At 58.0% G+C, this 22,062-nt stretch carries 21 protein-coding genes; 5 read left to right on the top strand and 16 right to left on the bottom strand.

What is annotated here, in order from left to right; all coding sequences use genetic code 11:
* Positions 1 to 96 precede the first annotated feature (96 nt).
* The gene (locus ACR0DE_RS09180) at positions 97 to 798 is read left to right on the top strand and encodes an SDR family NAD(P)-dependent oxidoreductase (RefSeq protein WP_480752789.1); all 702 of its coding nucleotides are present in this window, start codon (positions 97 to 99) and stop codon (positions 796 to 798) included.
* On the opposite strand, the gene ACR0DE_RS09175 is transcribed toward ACR0DE_RS09180, so the two are convergent.
* The 10 genes from ACR0DE_RS09175 to yajC all read right to left on the bottom strand — a co-directional run bounded on the left by ACR0DE_RS09175 (position 793) and on the right by yajC (position 7,771).
* Positions 793 to 1,335, bottom strand: coding sequence for a DsbE family thiol:disulfide interchange protein (locus ACR0DE_RS09175; RefSeq protein ID WP_480752787.1), 543 nt, complete (start codon positions 1,333 to 1,335; stop codon positions 793 to 795). The genes ACR0DE_RS09180 and ACR0DE_RS09175 overlap by 6 nt on opposite strands.
* Positions 1,328 to 1,486, bottom strand: coding sequence for a heme exporter protein CcmD (ccmD, locus tag ACR0DE_RS09170; protein ID WP_010442050.1), 159 nt, complete (start codon positions 1,484 to 1,486; stop codon positions 1,328 to 1,330). The genes ACR0DE_RS09175 and ccmD overlap by 8 nt, the downstream gene beginning before the upstream one ends.
* Positions 1,483 to 2,256, bottom strand: a complete 774-nt coding sequence (locus ACR0DE_RS09165; RefSeq protein ID WP_170396395.1) for a heme ABC transporter permease — start codon at positions 2,254 to 2,256, stop codon at positions 1,483 to 1,485. Before ACR0DE_RS09165 ends, ccmD begins: the two co-directional genes overlap by 4 nt.
* A gap of 61 nt (positions 2,257 to 2,317) precedes the next feature.
* Positions 2,318 to 2,974, bottom strand: a complete 657-nt coding sequence (ccmB, locus tag ACR0DE_RS09160) for a heme exporter protein CcmB (protein WP_480752785.1) — start codon at positions 2,972 to 2,974, stop codon at positions 2,318 to 2,320.
* Complete coding sequence (gene ccmA, locus ACR0DE_RS09155) at positions 2,971 to 3,585, bottom strand: heme ABC exporter ATP-binding protein CcmA (protein ID WP_480752783.1); 615 nt, start codon at positions 3,583 to 3,585, stop codon at positions 2,971 to 2,973. Before ccmA ends, ccmB begins: the two co-directional genes overlap by 4 nt.
* A gap of 130 nt (positions 3,586 to 3,715) precedes the next feature.
* On the bottom strand, positions 3,716 to 4,069 hold the full coding sequence (locus tag ACR0DE_RS09150; protein ID WP_480752781.1) for an Mth938-like domain-containing protein: 354 nt from the start codon (positions 4,067 to 4,069) through the stop codon (positions 3,716 to 3,718).
* 10 nt (positions 4,070 to 4,079) lie between these two features.
* Positions 4,080 to 4,838, bottom strand: coding sequence for a TSUP family transporter (locus ACR0DE_RS09145; protein ID WP_480752779.1), 759 nt, complete (start codon positions 4,836 to 4,838; stop codon positions 4,080 to 4,082).
* A complete protein-coding gene (secF, locus tag ACR0DE_RS09140) occupies positions 4,819 to 5,787 on the bottom strand; it encodes a protein translocase subunit SecF (RefSeq protein ID WP_170396385.1) in 969 nt (322 codons plus the stop codon). The genes ACR0DE_RS09145 and secF overlap by 20 nt, the downstream gene beginning before the upstream one ends.
* Position 5,788: 1 nt before the next feature.
* Positions 5,789 to 7,450 carry a protein translocase subunit SecD gene (gene secD, locus ACR0DE_RS09135; RefSeq protein WP_480752776.1) on the bottom strand — a complete coding sequence of 554 codons (1,662 nt, stop codon included), beginning with the start codon at positions 7,448 to 7,450 and terminating at the stop codon, positions 5,789 to 5,791.
* Between the two features lie 33 nt (positions 7,451 to 7,483).
* Positions 7,484 to 7,771, bottom strand: coding sequence for a preprotein translocase subunit YajC (gene yajC / locus ACR0DE_RS09130; RefSeq protein WP_155151194.1), 288 nt, complete (start codon positions 7,769 to 7,771; stop codon positions 7,484 to 7,486).
* Positions 7,772 to 7,963: 192 nt separating this feature from the next.
* On the opposite strand from yajC, the gene ACR0DE_RS09125 reads away from it, so the two are divergent.
* Together ACR0DE_RS09125 and serS are read left to right on the top strand one after the other, a co-directional pair.
* Complete coding sequence (locus tag ACR0DE_RS09125; protein WP_170396382.1) at positions 7,964 to 9,628, top strand: mechanosensitive ion channel domain-containing protein; 1,665 nt, start codon at positions 7,964 to 7,966, stop codon at positions 9,626 to 9,628.
* Positions 9,629 to 9,700: 72 nt separating this feature from the next.
* Positions 9,701 to 10,993: a serine--tRNA ligase gene (gene serS, locus ACR0DE_RS09120; protein WP_480752774.1), complete on the top strand. Its 1,293-nt coding sequence runs from the start codon at positions 9,701 to 9,703 to the stop codon at positions 10,991 to 10,993.
* Between the two features lie 52 nt (positions 10,994 to 11,045).
* Here serS and ACR0DE_RS09115 read toward each other — a convergent pair whose 3' ends face one another.
* From ACR0DE_RS09115 to ACR0DE_RS09095, 5 genes are all read right to left on the bottom strand, one after another.
* Positions 11,046 to 11,642 (bottom strand): helix-hairpin-helix domain-containing protein, encoded by a 597-nt coding sequence (locus tag ACR0DE_RS09115; protein ID WP_480752771.1) that lies wholly within the window; start codon positions 11,640 to 11,642, stop codon positions 11,046 to 11,048.
* An 88-nt stretch (positions 11,643 to 11,730) separates the two neighbouring features.
* On the bottom strand, positions 11,731 to 12,717 hold the full coding sequence (locus ACR0DE_RS09110) for a fatty acid desaturase (protein WP_480752769.1): 987 nt from the start codon (positions 12,715 to 12,717) through the stop codon (positions 11,731 to 11,733).
* A gap of 164 nt (positions 12,718 to 12,881) precedes the next feature.
* On the bottom strand, positions 12,882 to 14,345 hold the full coding sequence (gene der, locus ACR0DE_RS09105; protein WP_170396374.1) for a ribosome biogenesis GTPase Der: 1,464 nt from the start codon (positions 14,343 to 14,345) through the stop codon (positions 12,882 to 12,884).
* Between the two features lie 49 nt (positions 14,346 to 14,394).
* Positions 14,395 to 15,717 carry an outer membrane protein assembly factor BamB family protein gene (locus ACR0DE_RS09100; RefSeq protein WP_170396372.1) on the bottom strand — a complete coding sequence of 441 codons (1,323 nt, stop codon included), beginning with the start codon at positions 15,715 to 15,717 and terminating at the stop codon, positions 14,395 to 14,397.
* Positions 15,718 to 15,757: 40 nt separating this feature from the next.
* Positions 15,758 to 16,429 (bottom strand): hypothetical protein, encoded by a 672-nt coding sequence (locus ACR0DE_RS09095; protein WP_170396370.1) that lies wholly within the window; start codon positions 16,427 to 16,429, stop codon positions 15,758 to 15,760.
* A 226-nt stretch (positions 16,430 to 16,655) separates the two neighbouring features.
* Here ACR0DE_RS09095 and ACR0DE_RS09090 point away from each other — a divergent pair, with 226 nt between their 5' ends.
* Both ACR0DE_RS09090 and ACR0DE_RS09085 read left to right on the top strand, forming a co-directional pair.
* On the top strand, positions 16,656 to 17,879 hold the full coding sequence (locus ACR0DE_RS09090; protein WP_170612415.1) for an efflux RND transporter periplasmic adaptor subunit: 1,224 nt from the start codon (positions 16,656 to 16,658) through the stop codon (positions 17,877 to 17,879).
* The gene (locus ACR0DE_RS09085; protein WP_480752764.1) at positions 17,876 to 21,691 is read left to right on the top strand and encodes an efflux RND transporter permease subunit; all 3,816 of its coding nucleotides are present in this window, start codon (positions 17,876 to 17,878) and stop codon (positions 21,689 to 21,691) included. The genes ACR0DE_RS09090 and ACR0DE_RS09085 overlap by 4 nt, the downstream gene beginning before the upstream one ends.
* 46 nt (positions 21,692 to 21,737) lie before the next feature.
* Here ACR0DE_RS09085 and ACR0DE_RS09080 read toward each other — a convergent pair whose 3' ends face one another.
* Complete coding sequence (locus ACR0DE_RS09080; RefSeq protein WP_170511927.1) at positions 21,738 to 22,061, bottom strand: hypothetical protein; 324 nt, start codon at positions 22,059 to 22,061, stop codon at positions 21,738 to 21,740.
* Between the last annotated feature and the right edge of the window lies 1 nt (position 22,062).

Below are 22,062 nucleotides of genomic sequence, written 5' to 3'. Positions count from 1 at the left end.
AATCTGACCACCTTTGCATTCATCGGCGCGATGATCTGGATTTTGGTCCGTAAGTAACGGCTTGAATCCCGGCCATTTTACCGATTTCCTACGATTATGGACAAAGTCGCATTGATAACCGGCGGTGTACGCGGAATTGGGCGTGCAATCGTCGAAGACCTCAGCCGTGATCACCGCGTCGCGTTTACTTGGTTGTCGAGTAAACCCACGCCCGAGCTACTGGGTGGGGATGTTCTGGCCATACGCTCTGATCTATCTGCGCCCGACCAGCCGGCTAGCGTGATTTCGCAGGTGATCGAGAGGTTTGGACGGCTGGATGTGATCGTCAACAATGCCGGCCTTGTGAAATCTACCCCCAAAGAGGAATTTCGAGCCGAGGACCACCGCGCCATTCTGGATTTGAACCTGCTGGCCCCCGCCGCATTGTTGGCTGCTGCGCTACCACATCTGAAACGCGACGCCTCAATCGTCAGTATCTCATCCATGAACGCGGTCTTGCCGCCTCGGGATGCGGTGACCTATGGGGCAAGCAAGGCCGCCCTGAATCTATGGACCCACGCCATGGCTAAGGAGCTTGGGCCAAAGGGGATACGCGTTAATGCAGTCGCGCCGGGTGCGATCAACATCCCCGAAGCGCCCCGGTCCGAGGAGTTGACCGCGCTGTTTGTCAAAGAAACCGCTTTAGGTCGCGCGGGAAAGCCCGAGGATATCGCCAAAGTCGTCAGGTTTCTGGCGTCCGATGCCGCATCCTTCATCACTGGTGAGGTTCTGGGCGTCACCGGTGGCTATCGCTTATGAGCCACCTGCGGCTTTCTCAAGTGCTGGGCGGATCGTGCTTTCGATCACCCGCTGAGTGACCGGACCAGCCCAGCGCAGGATGATCGTGCCCTCACCGTCGATCACATAGGTTTCGGGCACACCGTAGACGCCCCAGTCCAGCCCCATGCGGCCCTGTTCATCCCGACCGATACCGGCATAGGGATCGCCCAGTTCGGCAAGAAATCCTTCGGCGTTGTCCAGTTGATCTTTGTAGTTGATACCATAGACCGGGATACCCTCGTCAGACAGAGCCTGCAGATTGGGGTGTTCGACGCGGCATGGTGCACACCAACTGGCCCAGTAGTTGACCAGCTTGACCTCGCCATCACGCAGTGTGGCATCATCGAAGCCCGGTTTGCCCGAGAACTCGGTCAGTACAACCGGCGGCGCTGGCTGACCCTCGCGCGCCGAGGGCAAGGCGTTAGGATCGTCGCGGAACATGCCGATGCCCGCGAGTACAGCGAAGGCGCCGAAAATCAGCGGAGGCGCGATCATCAGGGGCGAAATCTTAGCCATTGCGTGACATCCTTTGTTCAACCTTCTCCATCTCGGCCCGTACCTTACGGCCCCGGATCACGCTGAAACCCACCAATGCGATCAGAAGTCCGATTGATACGACGTAGGACCACAAGACGGTATCGGCATATTTTCCAAGATCAGGGATCATCCGCTCACCCTTTCACGCGCCATAAGCGCCTTGGTCCGGCGGGCGCGAATTTCTGTGCCCGTACGATAGAAGACCAGCGCAATGAACAGCAGTACAAAGCCGATGATGCAAAGCAACAGTGGATAGAAGTAGATATTGCTTACCTTCTCCTCAGTATCCGTGCCTGTGATCGCCCCGGCGCGCATCACCGAAGCCCCCTGATGCAGCCCCTGATTCCAGAAATTCACGGCATACCGGCTGAGGAACGCAAAGACCGAGCCCACGAGGCAAAGGACCGAGGTCAGGTCCGCCGCTGTATCCGGATCTTCTATCGCTTCCCAAAGCGCGACATAACCTAGATAGAACAGGAACAGGATCAGGAACGATGTCAGGCGCGGGTCCCAGGCCCACCATGTCCCCCACATAGGCTGCCCCCAGATCGCTCCGGTGGCCAATGCGATCAGCGTCATCACGATGCCAATGGGCGCAGCGGCGCGGGCAGCCAGCGCACTGACATGGTGGCGACGCACCAACCAGACCAGCGAAGTTGCCAGCATCATCAGCCAGCAATTGATCGCCATCAACGCGGCAGGTACATGCAGGTAGATGATCTTTACGGTCGAGCCTTGCTTGTAGTCATCCGGGGTGAAGAAAAAGCCCCAGATCAATCCGACGACCAGACAAAGACCTGAGCTGATCCAGAAGAACGGAAGGACCCGTTCGCTGGTCGCGAGGAACTTACGCGGGTTGGCGTATTCCCAAAGGGCATTGGCTTTGGCTGCGATTGTCATGGGCTCTATCTAGTCCGAGTCGGCGTGGTTCTCAATTGACCTCAGTCAAGCTTTGTGGCCATCACCTAAGATTGATGCGCAGTACCGCTGCGCTGGCAAAGGGTAAAAGTGCGATCGTTGCGGCGGTAATCCCTGCCAGCATTAGCAGGGGCGTTTGCGTCTCCATGCCTGTCGCACCGCGTCGGGCGACCTCGGCTCCGAAAATCAAAGTCGGTACGTAGAGCGGCAAAACCAGAAGCGACAGTAGCAGACCGCCCCGTTTTAGACCAACAGTAAGGGCCGCGCCAAAGGTGCCGATAACGCTCATCGCCGGAGTACCGAGGAGCAGTGAGATCACTAGCCACGAAAACCCGGGTACAGGCAGGTTTAGCAACACGCCTAGGAACGGCGCGGCCAGAACCAGCGGCAATCCGGTGGTTAGCCAATGGGCTAGCGCTTTGACGGTAACAACCGATTCCAACGGAAGCGGCGCGGTCGCGAGCAGATCAAGCGAGCCGTCTTCCCAATCCAGCGCCAGAAGGCGATCAAGTGACAGCAGACACGCCAAAAGCGCGCCCAGCCAAAGAACACCCGGTGCGATGGTCGAAAGCAGCGAAGATTGCGGGCCAACCGAGAATGGCACCAGAACGGTGACGATCAGGAAGAAAGCAAGACCGAGACCAAAGCCACCCCCCGCACGGAAGGCCAATTTCAGATCACGCAGCAATAAGGCGATCACAAGAAACCTCCGTCGAAATCGTCGATGGGCTTGGGCTTGGCCTTGTTGGGGCCAACGTCCAGAACCTCTCCGTCCAATCCAAGATCAATATGGGTCGCAATCAGGGCCGAACCACCCTGCCCCAGATGCGCGCGCACCGCATCCGCAAACATCTGCACGGCGTGACGATCCAGCGAGACCGTCGGCTCGTCCAGCATCCAGATCGGGCGGCCAGTAACCAACATACGCGCCAATCCCAGACGCCGTTTCTGCCCCGCCGAAAGGTTGCCCGCATGGCGGTCAGCCAACTCGTTCAGTTCAAACGCATCAAGGGCCTGCTGGATATCACGGGTGCCAAAGACCGACGCCCAGAAGTTGAGGTTTTCGACAACGGTCAGGGTCGGTTTTAACCCGTCGGAATGGGACGCGTATGCGATCTGGTCTTCTGCCCCGTCGATTTGCCCTGCCAGCGGCGGTTGCAGGCCCGCAAGCGTACGCAGTAATGTTGTCTTTCCGATTCCATTCGGTCCACGCAGAATCAGCGCCCTTCCTGCCTCGAGCGAGAAGCTCAGCCCTTCGAGCACGGGAACTCCGCCGCGTGCGATGGCCAGATCGGTTACCTTTAAAGTCATGAAGCCCGCTTAGCGGATTGTGCGTGTGGGCAAAAGGTCGGAATTGCCGCAGAGCGGCTGGTCGGATCGCAGTGAGGGGCCAGCCCCTCACACTCCCCGGGATATTTTTAGCCAGTGGAAGAACAGATCCTCAGACCGGGATCAGCGCAAGCGCAATGCGGCGGCCTTCGGAAAGCAGCACGTTGTAGGTGCGGCAGGCCGCCGGAGAGTTCATGATTTCGACACCCAGACCTGCCTCTTCCAATGTGGTGCGCAAGTCGGCTGGGATGTGGGTCAGTTCTTTGCCCGTACCGATGAACAGAACATCGACATGTTCGGACAAGGCCAGCAGGGTCTGGTCGTCGGAGTAACCCGCCCAAGCCGATGTACCGGTGGGGCCGGTCAGGACTGCCCCATCATGAACTTCCCCGCCTATCCGAAAGAACCCGGGGCCATAGCCATCAACCGGCTGAGCGTTTGTATATGTGATCTCGTTCAGGCGCATGTGCAGGGTTCTAGCCCCAAAGCGGCAGGCCGGACAAGGCCGCTGTTGCAATCACCAGATAGGCTGCGGCGCGGTAGAGGTTCTCGTACTCGGGTCGGAACATCCAGCCTCCCAGCCAGTTGCCCGCAAGGTTGGGAACTGCCAAAGCAAGGCCCAATCCGATGCTCGCGATCGAAAGACGCCCCATCCCACCGAGATATCCAAGGATCAGCAAATCGAAAGCAAACAGGAACAGTAGGATCGTCGCGCGGATGATCTCAACCGGTAAGGGCCGTGACATATAAAACAGGATGACAGCAGGCCCCGGTATCCCGGCTACCCCGCCCAGTAGCCCTGCAGCCCCGCCGATCGCAGAAACCATGCCACGCGATACCGCTCCCCGGTAGCGCAGACCAAAAACCAGAACGGCCAGCATCGACAATGAAATCAGGCTGACGATATAGCGAAACACTTCGGGATCGGTCCGGGTTAGCAGCCATAAGCCAACCGGTAGAAGTAGCGCGCACCCGACCAAAAGGCGCATCAGATCTGCCTTGTCAACAACCGTCCCTGCGCGGCGCAGGTTCGGGATCGGGCCAAATATGTCCATGACCGTCAGCGCGATGATGGCACCGAAGGGGCCAAGATACGGGCTGGAGATGGGCAGGAAGATCAGGGCCGTCCCAAAGCCGGAGAACCCGCGCACGATGCCCCCAACAAAGGCGGCGAAAATAATAAAGGCCAGACCGGTTGGGGTCTGGCCGAAATACTCAGGCATCAATGTTGGCAAACTGGTTGCCCGCCGTATTCGACGGCTTCGACCAGTCGCGCTTGACCCCCAGCCACAGCAGGATGGTCGAGGCCACGAAGACCGATGAATAGGTCCCGACGATCACGCCCCAGATCATCGCGAAGACAAAGCCTCGGATCACGTCTCCGCCCAGTACATAGAGCGAGATCAGCGCCAGCAGCGTGGTCACAGAGGTCATCACCGTCCGGCTGAGCGTTTCGTTGATCGAGATGTTCAGCACCTCTTTGAGGTCTTTCTTCTTGTACTTCCGCAGGTTTTCGCGAACCCGGTCGAAGACGACCACGGTGTCGTTCAGCGAATAGCCGACGATAGTCAGTAGAGCGGCGATGATCGCCAGGTCAAAACGGATTTGTAGTTCCGAGAAGATGCCGATTGTCAGGATCACGTCATGCACCAACGCGGCGACCGCCCCGAGTGCGAACTGCCATTCGAACCTGAGCCAGATATAGACAAGCACTGCGCCAATCGCCAAGGCGACCGCAATGACCGCGGTCTGGATCAACTCACCCGAAACCTTGGGGCCAACCGATTCTACCGAGACGAACTGGATATCCGGCGCGGCAACGGTCAGCGCTTCTTCGACGGCTGTGACGGTTGCGGCCGCCACAGCTTCGGCCCCGTCCTGTGCCTGAATGCGGATCATCGCGACGTTTTCATCCTCGCCAAAGGTGGGATCAAAAATCTCGGTGATAGTCACATCGCCAAGCTCTAGCGGCGCGATGGCGTCGCGATAGGCGCCGACGTCGATCTCTTGCGCGCTTTGGGTCCGAATCGTGGTGCCGCCGCGAAAGTCGATGCCGAAGTTCAGCCCTTGCAGCAGGAATGACGTGAATGCGATCACCATCATCAAACCCGAGATGCCCAGCCAGACCTTCCAACGGCTAAAGAAATCGAACGAGGTGTTTTGGGGTACGAGTTTCAGTCTCATGTCAAACCTCGATCGTTTTCGGACGGCGGCGTTCGAACCACATCACGATCATCAGACGCGTCACAAAGATCGCGGTGAAGACCGAGGTCAGAATACCCAGACCAAGCGTAATGGAGAAGCCGCGCACGGGACCACTGCCCATGGCAAACAGGATGGTTGCGGTAATGAATGTGGTCACGTTTGCGTCCAGAATGGCCGAAAGCGCTTTTTCGTATCCCAGCTCGATGGCACGCGCCGGACCTTTGGCAGATTTCAGCTCTTCGCGGATACGCTCGAAGATCAGCACGTTGGCGTCAACTGCCATGCCGACGGTCAGCACGATACCCGCGATCCCGGGCAAGGTCAGCGTGGCGCCGATCAGTGAGAGCAGGCCAAACAAAAGCCCCACGTTCAGGATCAGCGCAACATTGGCGAAGATGCCGAACAGGCCGTAGCTGAGAGCCATAAATACCAACACGGCGACAAAAGCCACGATTGTCGCGACCTTACCTGCGTCGATACTGTCCTGACCCAGCTCAGGGCCGATGGTGCGCTCTTCCAGGAAATCCAGACCTGCAGGCAAGGCACCTGCGCGAAGAAGGACGGCCAAATTGGTGCTTTCCTCAACCGTGAAATTGCCAGTGATGATGCCCGAACCACCTGGGATATGGCTTTGGATTACAGGGGCCGAGATCACCTCGTCATCCAGGACGATAGCAAAGGGTGCGCCAATGTTTTCCAGCGTGTAATCGCCGAATTTGCGCGCTCCAGAGGTGTTGAACCGAAAGCTGACCGCAGGGCGGCCGTTCTGGTCGAAGGATGGCTGCGCGTCGACCAATTCTTCACCGGTCACGACGGGTGCGGCGTCCAGAGTGTAATACACACCATCTTCATCGATCGATGGCACAAGCTTCTCGCCAACTCCCGGAACGGCATCCGGGTCAGTCCCGCGTCCAACGACAGGATTGAACGTCAACTGTGCCGTCGTGCCGATAATCTCTTTGAGCTCCCCAGCGCTGCCGATGCCGGGCACCTGAATCAGGATACGATCAGCGCCCTGACGCTGGATCGTTGGTTCGCGTGTGCCAACCTCGTCGATCCGACGGCGGATGATCTCAAGGGACTGGCGCACAGTACGATCATCCGAAGCAAGCTTTTCGGCCTCGGACAGTTGGACAACGATAGTGTCCCCCTCAGCGCGGGCCTCTATATCTGTTGCCCCTGCCCCGGTCAGCGTCTGCACCTGTCGGGCCAGACCGCGCACAACCTCTAATGCGCGGGACATGCCCTCGGGTTGGCTGATGCGCACGCGAATCTCGTCAGGCGCCGAATCCTGACGACGGATCGTGCCGACCGTCGCGCGTTCATCACGCAGCGCGTCGCGGATTTCGGGCCACATCGCCTCCATCCGGGATTCGTAGACATCATCAACCTTGACCTCGGCAAGCAAATGCGCGCCGCCGCGCAAGTCGAGCCCGAGATTGACCAGAGACGACGGCAGCCAGTTCGGCCATTGCGCGGCCTCGGCCTGCATTTCAGGTGTATCAATGCCCAGCTCAATCGCAGCCTTGGCATCGTTAGATTGTTCTACGCGCGTATAAAACGCATTCGGCAGGGCAAGGAACAGACCGATCACACAGACCGACCAGATCAGAACCCGCTTCCAGGAATCAATTTGCAGCATTACCCTGCCTTTTCAAGGAATTGTCGCGCGAAGTTACTTCGCAGGTTCGGTCTTGTTCAGAACCTGAGCGATGGTCGATTTGACCACGCGAACCTTAACGCCCTCGGCGATCTCGACTTCGATCTCGTTGTCGCCTTCCTTGACTTTCGACACCTTGCCGATCAGCCCGCCTTGGGTGACAACCTGATCGCCCCGGCGCACGGCTTCGACCATGGCCTGATGTTCCTTCATCTTTTTCTGCTGCGGACGGATCAGCAGAAAATACATAATCGCGAAGATCAGGATCAGCGGGAGAAACTGGGCGATTGCGCCACCTTCCATGGGATATTCCTTTGTTCTGATGATGCAGAGAGCTCTCTGCAAAGTTTGCGGGAACCTATGCTTTGAAACATGGGTTTGCAAGCAAACCTGGCCCCATTTCGACCATCGGGTTCAAAGGTTTGCTGCCGGACGTTGCAGATATGTTCTAGGCAGACCCTTCCAGTCAGATATAGTCCTGTGGCAGGAGGCCTAATGATTCAATCAATCCAGACCCTTGGCGCGTTTGTTCGCCTGATGCTCGTGACAACCTGTATAGGTCTTCTGGCGTCGCCCGTATGGGCACAGAACGCCACTAGCGAAGAGCCTGCGATAGAAGACACTGAATCAGAGATTTTTCAGGCCCCGGTTATCGTTGACGGCGACACCTTGTTTCACCTGCGCGGCTCCAGCGCGCTGCCCGCTCCGGAACGTGCCGCGAGTGTACAGAACAAGATCATCGAAATCGCCGAGGCCTCAGACGCCGAGCAGGTCTCTATAACCTTCGAGGACTCAGAGTTCGGCATTCGAATCTTTGCTGATGGTGTTCAAGTTTCGATCGTGACCGATGCCGATTCCGAGCTTGAGCAGATGGACTTGAACGTTCTCAGTTTGTTGCACGGCGACGCTATTAAACAATCCATTGAAAGCTATCGCGCAAACCGCACCGAACAGGCGCGTGTTTCGGGTGCCATCGAAGCCTTGGCATGGACAGCTGGATTCGCGCTTTTTGTCGTCGTTATCCTGTGGCTGCACCGGCGCATTCGCCGCCGTACGCTGAAACTGGTCAAGCGTTACCTCAAGGATGTCGAAACCGCGACCGCAAAAAGCGTTCAGGCCGAGGCCATCGCCGCGTTGATCCGGTATGCTCTGAATTTTGTCCTGCTGGTGATCTTTTTCCTCGGCTTCTACTACTACCTTTCCTTCGTTCTGCTTGCCTTTGCCGAGACGCGCTATTTCGCGCAACTCCTGCTGACCTACTTGACCGAACCGGTCCTGCTAATCTTCAAAGGCATCCTCAGCTACATCCCAAACCTGATCATGTTGATACTGATCGCATGGATAACGCTGTATATTATCCGGGGCATGCGTGTGTTCTTTGACGCCGTCGAGGCGGGAACCTTTGACATGGGCGATTTTGAAAGCCACTGGGTGAACCCGACCTTCAACATCGCCCGCGTCGTCGTTATCCTGATCGCTCTGGTCTTTGCTGTCCCTTACATCCCCGGGTCAGACTCGGCGGCGTTTCAGGGGCTGACGATTCTGGTTGGTGCCATGCTGTCGCTGGGCGCAAACTCGGTCGTCTCGAACATGCTGGCGGGGCTCTTCGTGATCTATCGCCGCTCGACCTCTATCGGGGATCGGATCCAGATCGGGGACCATATCGGCGATGTGGTACAGATCAAGTTGATGGAGACGCATCTGAAGTCCATCAAGAATGAACTGATCTCGATCCCGAACGCCCAATTGATGAATTCGGACGTGGTGAATTTCTCGAAGAGAACCGACGGTAGCGGGTTGCTGCTGCACACGACCGTAGGCATCGGGTACGAAGAGCCACCCGAGAAAGTTGAGGCAATGCTGATAGAAGCCGCCCATCGCACCAAGGGGATCAAGGCAAAACCCGAACCCTTTGTTTTATGGACCGCATTGGCCGATTACGCGATAAACTATCAGATCAACGGTTATACCACGCGGGGCAGTATCATCCCGAAAATCCGCTCGGACCTGCATCGCAACATTGTGGCCGTGTTCAATGAGAATAACGTGCAGATCATGACACCTTCGTACATGGCCGACCCGCCCGAGCCGAAAATCCCAACCGAAGAGTGGGATGGCCATTTGGCGCATGAATCCCACGAGGAATCGGATAAGTCGTAACCGGTGCTACACCCTGCCATTCAGATGGTGCATAAGCGGATTCAGTGATTCACGCAGTTAAGGATCTGAACCATGCACGACATCCGCGCCATACGCGAAAACCCAGCCGCCTTCGACGCCGCCCTTGCGCGCCGCGGGGACGCGCCGGTGTCGTCAGACCTGCTGAGGCTGGACGAAAGCCGCCGCGCCAAGATTCTGGCTGCTGAGACAGCTCAGGCCGAGCAGAACAAGGCCTCCAAAGAGGTTGGCGCTGCCAAAGGGCGCGGGGATGAAGCTGAATTCGAACGCCTGCGCGCTCTGGTCGCCGAGAAAAAGGCCGAAGTGGCCCGGATGCAGACCGAAGCCAAGGATCTGGATGCTCTGCTGACCGACCAGCTGATCCGCATCGCCAACCTGCCTGCCGAGGATGTGCCCGAAGGCGCGGATGAGAACGACAATGTCGAGATCAACCGCTGGGGCACACCACGCGAATTGGATTTCGCGCCGAAAGAGCATTTTGAAATCGATGCCGTTCAGAATGGCATGGATTTTGAGACGGCTGCCAAACTCTCCGGCTCGCGCTTTGTGCTGCTTTCGGGCGGCGTCGCGCGCATCCACCGCGCTTTGGCGCAGTTCATGCTGGACACCCATATCAATGAGAACGAGCTGACCGAGGTCAACGGCCCGGTTCTGGTTCTCTCGGAAATGATGCAGGGCACCGGCCAGTTGCCGAAGTTTGGAGAAGACAGCTATCAGACCCGCGAAGGCTGGTGGCTGATCCCGACTTCCGAGGTTTCACTGACCAACATCGTCAACGACACGATGATCGAGGAAAGCTATCTTCCCCGCCGCTATACCGCCCATTCCCTGTGCTTCCGGTCCGAGGCTGGATCGGCGGGCAAGGACACACGCGGGATGCTGCGGCAGCACCAGTTCGAAAAGGTCGAGATGGTCTCGGTCACCCATCCGGACAAGTCGGATGATGAACAGAAACGTATGCTGCGCTGCGCCGAAGGCATTCTTGAAAAGCTGGGCATTCCCTATCGCACCGTGATCTTGTGCACCGGCGACATGGGCTTTGGTGCACGACGCACTTACGACATCGAGGCGTGGCTGCCGGGCCAAAATACTTATCGCGAGATCAGCTCGGTCTCGACATGCGGGGATTTTCAGGCGCGCCGCATGAATGCGCGCTTCCGGCCAGAGGCCGGGGGCAAGCCAGAATATGTCCATACCCTGAATGGTTCGGGCCTGGCCGTGGGGCGCTGCCTGATAGCTGTGTTGGAAAATGGTCAGAATGCGGATGGGACGGTCACCCTGCCCGAGGTTCTGGCACCCTATCTGGGCGGCAAGCTAACCCTTCAGACCAACGGCACGCTGACATAAAAAAACCGGCGCATTTAGGCGCCGGTTTCCGATCAGACAAGGCGGAGAAGTATCACTTCTTCGCCTTTTTCTTATCTTTCTTCTTTCCGGGCTTCTTGTCGGACTTCTTCTTGTCAGACTTCTTATCGTCCTTCTTTTTGGCGTCCTTTTTCTTAACGTCTTTTTTGGGCTTCTTGTTTTTCTTACCCTTCTTGGACTTTTCTTTGACCTTTTCCTTAGCTTTGGAAAACACCGCCTCCATTTCAGACTTCTTCTTGGCCGCCTTTTCAGCCTTCGCCTTGGCTTTCGCCTTTTTCTTTGCCTTGGCCTCGGCAGCGGCCTGTTCTGCCGCCGCGCGCTCCTTTGCCGCCTTACGCTCGGCCTCGGCCTTGTTCGCAGCCGCATTGCTTTTGGCTGTCGCGCGCTGCACAGCCGATTTCCGCTCGGCAGGCTTGCGGATGGCAGCGCGGGGCGCGGGCTTGGGCTTGGCATCAACGACTTCTTTCGCAGCCGCGATCAGCTTAGCTGCGCGGGTGGAACCGACGCGCGGGGTGCCGGACAGATCTTCCGGTTTGGCCTTGGCAATGGCTTCTGCTGTTTTGTAGCCCTTTGCATTAAAGGCCTTTGCCAGCGCTGGCCCTACGCCACGCACCTCGGTAACTGCGGTCATTTCGTTTCCTTTCGTTAACTCCCCCAGATTGTAAACGCACAGCACATACGTTCCTGAGAGAGCGCCAATTCAAGAATTAGATAGGAGGTTACCCGCTTTCGGCCAGGCGATGGCCTGCAGTTCGGCTGGGAAATGGGACAAGTCTTTTGGCGTCTTCATCCCATAGTTTCAGATTCAGCGCCGCCACTGCCTCGGGAAACTTGATCCGTCGCGGTGTGTATTCTGGCGGCAGGTTATAGTGGCACGCGCGCAGCCGGTAAGATGGGATGCGCGCATTGAAATGGTGGATGTCATGCAATGTGATGCAGGCCACCGCATTATCGAACCACCAGCCGAAATCCAGCGCCGAGGACCCCTCCAACGCAGCCAGCTTCGGATCCAGTTCGGGGCGGCGATCCCAGTAGGTGTCTTCGAAATTGTGCTGCAAATACACCAGGAACACCCCAAGCATCCCGCCCAGCAGCGAAAACACCAGCCAGACCAGAATGCCGGTGGCACCGGCGATCAAATACAGCAGCCCCAAAAACACAACAATCGAGAGGTTGTGCAGCACCACGCCCATCACGCCGAACCGCACAGTGTTCTTGGGCCAGCGATAGCGGATGAAGTATGTGAATAGCGCGCCAACCGGCACCAGAATGAAGGGATTCCGATACAGTCGGTAAAACAAACGCTTTTTCCAATCCGCCTCGTTCCATTCACGCAGCGTCATGGTGTGGATTTCACCGGTCTCGCGATGCTCGAGGTTGCCGATTCCGGCGTGATGCAGATTGTGGTTCTGCTTCATCACCTCGAACGGGGCAAATGTGAAGGGCGATAACCCATGGCCAGCCCATTCGTTCTGCTCGCGCGTTTCAAACAACGAATGGTGCCCGCAATCATGCTGCAGGACATAGAGACGCACGGCAGAGAAGGCAAAAACGATCCCGGCCGGGATCATGATGTACCAGCGGTCGACATAGGTGATCGCCAGTGTAAGCGATGCGAAATACACCGCGAATGTTCCGAAATAACTGAGCGCGGCAAGCTTGTTGTCCTGCACCGCGTATTTTCTTGTATATTCTCTCAGATCCATCACGCCCGCTCCCCACGGAGGTCCGACCAATCACAAATTCAAAATTAAGTGCGGAGATCCCGCAAACAAGCAGCACGTGCAAAACAAATGCACGTGCTTGAATGCTAACGCGCAGAAACGGGGCTGTCACGCCCCCTCTCTGAAAATGCTTGAAATTAGCGCAGTTACGCCCGTCCCTTGAGATGCTTGGCCAGTGCGCCTGCGTTTTTCTTGCGCCGCCCTTTGTAGGGGTTCTTGTCCCCTTGCCCGCGCAAAGTCAGGCGGATCGGAGTGCCCGGCATATCAAAATCCTCGCGCAGGCCATTGACCAGATAACGCGAATAGCTGTCAGGCATCTTGTCAGGGTGCGAGCACATGACCACAAACCCCGGCGGACGGGTCTTGGCCTGCGTCATATACCGCAGCTTGATCCGGCGCCCCTGCGGCGCGGGCGGCGGGTGCTGTTCCAACATGGCGGTCAGCCAACGGTTCAGCGCTGCGGTCGGCACCCGGCGGTTCCAAACATCATGGGCACGCAGGATCGCGGCGCGCAGACGTTCCAGACCGCGGCCTGTTTTAGCCGAGACTGTGATCAAAGGAGCACCACGCAACTGCGGCAGCAAGCGTTCGAAGGATTCTTTCAGATCGCGCAGCTTTTCCTGTTTGTCTTCTTCGATATCCCATTTGTTGACGGCGACGACCACAGCACGACCCTCACGTTCGGCCAGATCGGCAATGCGCAGGTCCTGTTGCTCGAATGGGATAGCCGCATCCAGCAACACGACGACGACCTCGGCAAACTTGACTGCGCGCAGCCCGTCGGAAACCGAGAGTTTCTCAAGCTTCTCCTGCACCTTGGCCTTCTTCCGCATTCCGGCGGTATCAAAAATCCGCATCGGGGTGCTGTCCCCATCAGGGTCGGCCCAGTCGATCCGCAAGCTGATCGCGTCGCGCGTGATCCCGGCCTCGGGGCCGGTCAGCAATCGATCCTCGCCGATGATCTTATTGATCAGGGTGGATTTACCGGCATTCGGACGGCCAACTACTGCGACTTGCAGGGGTTTGTCAGCGGTGATCAGCGGGGCTTCGCCTTCCCCGTCTTCGTCCAGCTCGATATCGGTTTGCGGTGTCTCTTCTACGCGCGCCTCTTCAGCCGCGTCAGCCAGTGGCATCAACTGCGCATAGAGGTCCGTCATCCCCTCGCCATGTTCGCCCGACAGACGCACCGGCTCGCCAAGGCCAAGGTTGTATGCTTCAAGCACGCCCGCATCAGCCGCGTTCCCTTCGGCCTTGTTCGCTGCCAGGATCACGTGTTTGGAGCGCTTACGCAGAATCTCGGCGAACATTTCGTCCGTGGGCGTCAAGCCCACCCGCGCGTCAATCATGAACAGGCATACATCGGCCATGTCCACTGCACGCTCGGTCAGGCGGCGCATCCGACCTTGCAAGCTGTCATCGGTTGCGTCCTCAAGACCCGCCGTGTCGATCACGGTAAAACGCAAGTCGCCCAGCCGCCCTTCACCTTCGCGCAGGTCACGCGTTACGCCGGGCTGGTCGTCGACCAATGCCAGGCGTTTGCCCACAAGGCGATTGAACAGAGTGGATTTGCCCACATTCGGGCGCCCCACGATGGCGAGGGTCAGCGACATGATACTCAACTTTCAAGACTCAAGATGCGCCCTTTAACGCATCTTGTCGTCAACGGAAAGCGTGCAGTTCGCCCTTGGTCGACACAACATACAGCGTCTGACCCGCCACAACCGGTGCCGTGGTCGCGCCACCCGGCACTTCGACCTGATGCACCAGCGCTCCGTCGACGGGATTGAAGAAGCGCAGATAGCCGTCGTTCGAAGCCACGACAAGGCGTCCACCGGCCATGATCGGGCCGTAATGGGCAAAGATCGGACCCCGGCGGCCCGGCTTGTTCTTGACGAAGCCCGGCAGATCGATGGCCCAGACAGTCGAGCCATCGGCTGCATCCAACCGTACCAATTGACTGCGATCACTGATCAGAAAAACACTGTTCCCCGCCGGCCAGACTGTGTCAACGGCCCCCTCCGGTGCAGTCCAGTTCCGCTCACCCGAATTCCCGTCGAAGGAAACCGTGCGCCCCGAGTGGTTGCCGATTATGACCGAACTACCCGACACCATGGGCCCGGCGGTCACATCCACGATCTGAGCTGCCGCTCGGCCCCGACGCCCGCCTGCAACGGACGCGTTCCAGCGTAAAATACCGCCCCGGCGGAATGTTGCCGCGACATCACCCGATCCAAAGGCAAAGACTGACAAGTCCGAGGCAATCACGGGCGCAGGTGCACCCAGAACGTTGCCGACGCTCGGCGTGCCTTCGATTTGCCAGATGATCCGCCCATCCTTGGTATTCACCGCCCAACCGGTTTCGTCCCCGGCCACCAGATAGAGTATGCCGCCGCTAACCAATGGAGCACCGCTGCCAGTTGCATTCAGACGTTTCTGCCACCTTTGCGCCCCGGATTTCGCATCGAGCGCGGTCAGCCTACCGAAACCCGACGAGACATAAAGCACACCGTCGGCATAGGCGAGCCCTCCGCCTGTGGCATCCCCGTCCTTTTCATTCGGCGGGATAAGGTTTGTGCTCCAGGCGACCTGCCCTTGGGGCGTAACAGCCGAGACATTTGCCCCGGAATCGAGCGTATATATCAGGCCACCAGCAACAACAGGGTCTGCGGTGATCCGCTGTTTTCGGCTATCGCCGGACCCAATGTTAGCAGACCAAATACGTTGCGGTGTGGCACTCAGCGCTGCGTTGGTAGTGCGGAAGGCGGGTGTACCCGCGCTTTGCGACCAGTTGGCGTTGCGGCTTTGAGCCGGAATACTGATCGGTTTGGCGCCACGGGTTTCAACGGTTTCGTTGTCGATGGAGGCACGAATATCCTCACGCTCACCCGGCAGAATGACTTCGGGTTCCTGACAGGCGCTGAGAACGGTGAGCGCGGCTGCCGCAACGGGCAATCCGAAGCCTGAGAAATAACGTGATAGCATAATCTACAAACTCGCCTGTGATGTTCCGTTTCGCTGCCGGTTAACCCTGCTGGTTCGCCACGGGCTCGGGTTCGCCCCCAAGCGCGACGATCAGTTGAGCCGCGCGCTGTTGCAGATCGACGCTGGCCTCGGCGTCCTGGCGCAACGCCTGCAAACGGTCCAAAGCGGCTTGCGTATTGCCCTCGGCCACATCGATCAGGGCCAATTGTTCTTCGGCGAGCAGACGCAAAGGAGCACCAGGTATGGCCAGCGCTTCGAACTGTTGACGACGATCCGCCACTGGCATCGTGTCAGTTTGCAGTAGCAATGCCTTGAAACTTGCAATCGCGCGATAGATTTCAGGCAAATCCCCCTGCGTGGCGATCGCGTTCAGACTGTTCACCGCATCTTGCGCCGATCCGGCCTCGGCCTGAGAGGCGGACAGCAACATGTTCAAAACCGCGTCACCGCCGACAGATGCAGCATCGATCGCCTGCAGGCTTTGTGCCCGTTCGGCCGATCCGTTTTCAGCCAGCGCTGACAGAATCGCATCACCTAGAGCCTCGGCCTGGTTGGTATCGCGTGCTTTTCGGTATTCGTTGAACGCAGCGCCCCCGACAATGGCCACGACAGCCAGCACTCCAACCCAGCCCCAACGGCGCAAAAGAAGGTACATGCGATCGCGGCGCACCTCTTCGGTGACCTCTTCAATAAAACTGTCGGCGTCGCTCATCCCTGCCCCCAGGCTTAAGTGTCCGGTTTTCTAGCGCCATGTCATACCCCGGCGATCAGGCCAAGCCAAGTGCCCGAATTCATACATTTGCCACCATGTGGGTGACCCTTGCGTAAAAAACTAAACCGAACTATTCAGTTCAGTATGGAAAAGACATGGCCACAGCCCCATTTTAAGGGATAGCGGCTAAAGCCGACCGCGCGAACAGATCTGGAGATTCTACCGCATGCGATTGATTTCATTCGTTAACGCCATTTTGGTTATTGTTGCGTTGTATTTTCTTGTTTTCGAGCGCGACGCGCTGTTTGCTTTTGCAGGTCGCGGAGACGAGCCATCCGAGACCGCGACCGAGGCCTCGGAATCGGTGCAATCACCGGACTCGATCGGCGTTGTCGTGCTGCGCTCGACTGCGCGCGAGATCGGCAGCGCCGTTCAATTACGGGGTCAGACCAAGGCAAACCGCCAGGTCGAGGTCCTTGCCGAAACCATTTCGACAGTCCTGTCCGAGCCCAAGCGCAAAGGAGCTTTTGTCGAAGCAGGAGATCTGCTGTGCGAGCTTGATCCCGGAACCCGGCCCGCGAGCCTGGCCGAAGCCATGGCAGCCAAGCTTGAGGCCGAAAGCCGCGTTCCCGAGGCCGAAGCGCGCCTGGAAGAAGCTCACGCCCGTTTGGCTGAAGCCGAAATCAATCTGAAAGCAGCCCGCAAGCTGTCGGAAACCGGGTTTGGATCAGAAACGCGCCGTATCTCAAGCGAAGCCGAAATGAGCACTGCCGAGGCCGGAATCAAATCCGCCGAGGCCGGTCTGGAAGCTACGCAAGCCGGGATTGAAGCCGCCACCGCAGCAGTAGCAGCCGCCCAGCGCGAGATTGATCGCCTGACCATCAGCGCACCGTTCAAGGGTCTGCTTGAAAGTGATACTGCGGAATTGGGCAGCCTGATGCAGCCCGGCTCGCTCTGCGCAACCGTCATCCAGCTCGACCCGATCAAGCTGGTGGGTTTTGTGCCTGAATCAGAAGTGAATCGGATCATTGTCGGATCGATGGCAACTGCGCAGTTGGTTACGGGGCTGCAGGTCGAGGGGCGCGTGACCTTCCTCAGCCGTTCGGCTGATGAGACCACGCGGACATTCGAGGTCGAGATCACAGTGCCAAACCCGGAACTGCTGATCCGTGACGGCCAAACCGCCAACATTCAGATCGCGGCCGAAGGGGTCAAGGCTCATCTGCTGCCCCAATCCGCACTGACCTTGAACAATGAAGGTGAGCTTGGTGTTCGCACCGTGGTAGCCGACAATGTCGTTGATTTTGTTCCGATCCGCCTTCTGCGTGACACCGCTGATGGTGTATGGGTTGGTGGCCTGCCGGAAACTGCTGATATCATCGTGATCGGGCAGGAATTCGTCACACGTGGTGTGACGGTCGCGCCGACATACAGGGAAGCATCGCAATGACGGGTATCGTCAGTTGGGCCGCAAGCCGTGCCAGAATGGTGCTGGCTTTCATCGCGATTTCGCTGGTTATCGGTGGGTATGCTTATGTCGGGCTCCCAAAAGAGGGTGAACCCGACATCGATATCCCGATGCTCTTTGTGTCGGTGCAGTTTCCAGGGATTTCAGCCGAGGACAGCGAAAGCCTGCTGATCAGGCCGATGGAAACCGAGATGGCCGATCTCGACGGGTTGGACACAATGACCGCCACCGCCGCCGAGGGCTACGCAGGCATTCTGCTGGAGTTCGAGTTCGGTTGGGACAAATCCGCCACCATCGCGGATGTTCGCGATGCCATGAACACCGCGCAAGCTGATTTCCCTGATGGGGCTGAGCAATACACGATTACCGAGGTCAACTTCTCCGAGTTTCCCATCGTCATTGTTAACCTGACCGGCCCGGTACCAGAGCGTACAATGGCGCGCGTTGCCAAAGATCTGCAGGACGAACTTGAGGCGTTGGACGCAGTGCTGGAAGCTGGCATTGCCGGAAACCGCGATGAAATGCTTGAGGTCGTGATCGACCCGCTGCGGCTTGAGGCCTACAACGTCACGGCCGCCGAACTGATCAACGTTGTGCAAAACAACAACCAACTGATCGCTGCAGGTGAGGTCGAGACCGAACAGGGCACGTTCTCGGTCAAGATTCCGTCGTCATTTAAGACTGCTCAGGACGTCTATGGCCTGCCTGTCAAGGTCAACGGAGACCGCGTGGTCACCTTAGGCGAACTGGCCGAAATCAACTATACGTTTGAAGACCGCGCGGGCACGGCCCGGTTCAACGGCGAACCCACCGTCGCGCTGCAGGTCGTCAAGCGCAAGGGCTTCAATTTGATCGACACCGTTGCGCTGATCAAAGCCACTGTCGCCGAAGAACAAATCAAGTGGCCAGCCGAACTGCAGGCCGCTGTTGATGTGGGCACCTCAAACGACCAAAGCCGCATCGTCGATTCAATGGTGCGCCAGCTTGAAGGATCGGTTCTGACCGCTGTCGCGCTGGTTATGATCGTGGTGCTGGCTTCGTTGGGAACACGCGCCGCGTTGTTGGTGGGTTTTGCCATTCCAACCTCGTTTCTGTTGTGCTTCGCCTTCCTCGCGATGATCGGGGTCACCATCTCGAATATGGTGATGTTTGGCCTGATCCTTGCCGTGGGCATGCTGGTCGATGGCGCCATCGTTGTTGTGGAATATGCCGACAAGCGCATCAAAGAAGGCGTTGGTCCGATGCACGCCTATGTCGAGGCGGCGCAACGGATGTTCTGGCCGATTGTTTCGTCGACGGCCACTACACTGTGTGCATTTCTTCCGATGTTGTTCTGGCCCGGTATTCCCGGCGAGTTCATGAAGATGCTGCCCATCACGCTGATCTTCGTTCTGTCGGCCTCGCTGATTGTGGCACTGATCTACCTGCCGGTCGTGGGCGGTGTCTCGGGCCGTATGAGCCGCAGTTTCGAACGCAGCTCGAACTGGCTGCGAGCCCGCACGCCTTGGTGGCTGCGAGTGCTTCTGGTGCCGCCTTCATTATATATGATCTTCCTCGGCGCGATGCAGGTTTTGAACCCCAACTATCTGCTGCCCGGCGGTTCACTTGCTGGCGTGCTGCTGTTTCTGTTCGGCGCCTTCGCTGGGTCGGTCACGCTGAGTGCTGCCAAGATCGAACGCGCCCCGGATGAATATGTTCATACCGCTAAAGAGCACACGCCCTTCGGTTATGTGATCAAGTTCCTGGTCGGCAATCCGGTCATGCCGGTGGTGTCCATCGCAGTCGTCTTTGCGGCGGTGTTTTGGGTCGCATTCATCATATTCCCGCAAAACTCTCGCGGCGTTGAATTCTTCGTGGAAAGCGAACCGGAACAGGCCACGGCCTATGTCCGGGCGCGCGGCAACCTGTCTCTGGCTGAAAAGGACGAAATGGTTCTTGAGGCCGAGCGCGTGATCAGCGAACACCCGGCGGTGATCAACGTATTTGCCTTTGCGGGCGAAGGTGGGCTCAATCAGAACAATGGCGGTGCAGAAGCCCCCGCCGACACAATTGGACGCGTCCAGTTCGAGCTCATTCCTTGGGAAGATCGCCCAATCAGCTCTGAACAGATTACCGGTTGGTTCTGGGGACCGATTGCAGGTCTACTTGGCTTTGCAAAGGAAGAGGTCGCGGCGGAATATGACGGCAATTTTGTTCTGGACGAACTAACCGCAGAGCTGGCAACCCTTCCTGGCTTTATCGTTGATCTTCAGGCGCTGGAACAAGGTCCTGCTTCCGCCAAGCCCGTTCATCTGCGCATCAAAGGCGATAGCTGGGAGGATCTGACGGCCGCGACCGTCACAGCACGAGAAGCCTTTGACACCACACCTGGCTTGATCAAGATCGAGGACACCCTGCCCCTGCCTGGCATCGACTGGCAGATCGACGTGGACGTGGCCAAGGCGGGTCGATTCGGCGCTGACGTCGCAACCGTTGGCGCGATGGTACAGCTTGTGACGCGTGGCATCTTGCTGGGTGAAATGCGACCGGATTCAACCGATGAAGAGGTAGAAATCCGCGTCCGCCTACCTGATCAGGATCGCGTCCTATCGACGCTGGATACGCTGAAAGTTCGCACACCGGACGGGTTGGTCCCCCTGTCGAACTTCGTCACCCGCAAACCCGTGGCTAAGCTCGCCGAGATCAATCGAGCGGATCAACAGCGCTACTATGACGTTAAAGCGGATGTCGAGCCTGGGCTGAGCAAGATCGTGACCACCGGTCCTGACGGTGCAGAGCTGCGTTTGGCAACCGTGCGCGCGATTGGTGAAGGTGCCACACCAACTGGCAGCACGATTACCAGCGCGGACGGGGCAGAGTTCGAACTCGTTCAACTAACGGGTGCCGAGAACGTGGGTGAAGTGCGGTCCGCCATCGAAAGTGGTGACGCTCGGTTTGCCCTGATAAATCCGAACGAACGGATTGCCGTGCTGACCGAGTGGCTGGAAACCGATCCTTTTGGTCGCACCATCACTTGGGAATGGACCGGCGATCAGGAGGATCAGGCTGAAAGCCAGGCGTTCCTGTCCAGCGCATTCCTGGCAGCACTGGGTCTGATGTTCGTGATCCTGCTGGCGCAGTTCAACTCGTTCTACAACTCGGTGCTGGTGCTGCTGGCCGTGGTTCTGTCTACGACCGGCGTGTTGCTGGGCATGATGGTAATGCAACAACCGTTCTCGATCATCATGACCGGGACCGGGATCGTGGCGTTAGCCGGTATCGTGGTGAACAACAACATTGTTCTGATCGACACCTATCAGGAATATAGCGGCTACATGTCTCGCATTGATGCCATCGTCCGCACGGCTGAGGCACGCATCCGTCCGGTTCTGCTGACTACGCTGACAACAATGGCGGGTCTGACCCCGATGATGTTCGGCCTGTCGCTGGATTTCATCGGCGGAGGGTATTCGATCGACAGCCCCACGGCACTGTGGTGGAAACAGTTGGCCACGGCGGTGGTCTTTGGCTTGGGTACGGCCACGGTGTTGACACTGATCGTGACGCCGTCATTCCTGGCGCTGCGAGTGTGGGTCACAACCTACGCGGTATGGCTGGGTAAGGCGCTGGCACGCGCCACGGCGGGTCGATCCAGCCAAATCGCGCAGGACATGGCAATCGGCCAAAGCGCGCGAGATGTGCAAGCAGCCGAAATGATCTGGACCGATGAACAGGACAAAGCTGCCCCTGATCAGAGCGCTCAGGACGACCGCCCCGATCATCCCCCGACAACACCGCTGAAGGCGGCGGAATAAAAAAAGGCGAGCCTTCGGGCTCGCCTTTTCAATTCTGGCAGACGCGTTACTCGACGAACGCGTATTCGCCCAGATCACACAGGTTCAGACCATAGTCTTCAATCGATTCTCCGTCGCTGAAAACACCGCGGATGTCATAGACACACGTGGTCAGCCCGTCCGCGATGAGGACGCCCACTTCGTAATCCGCGCCCAAATATCCACCCTCAAGAAGGTTGCCTTCCCAGCTGCCGGATGAGGCCGGAGACACGTTGAACTCGACCAGATCATAGCTGGTTTCATTGATAATCAAGAATTCCAGATCCTCGGCTGCCGCCGAAGTCGCCATCAACAGTGTTGCAGTCAACGCTGCTGCTGCTCGCATTTTCATG

This window comes from Ruegeria sp. C10 (assembly GCF_056537805.1).
Note: the sequence above shows the minus strand (reverse complement) of the source record. Positions and strands in the feature narration are given on the sequence as shown.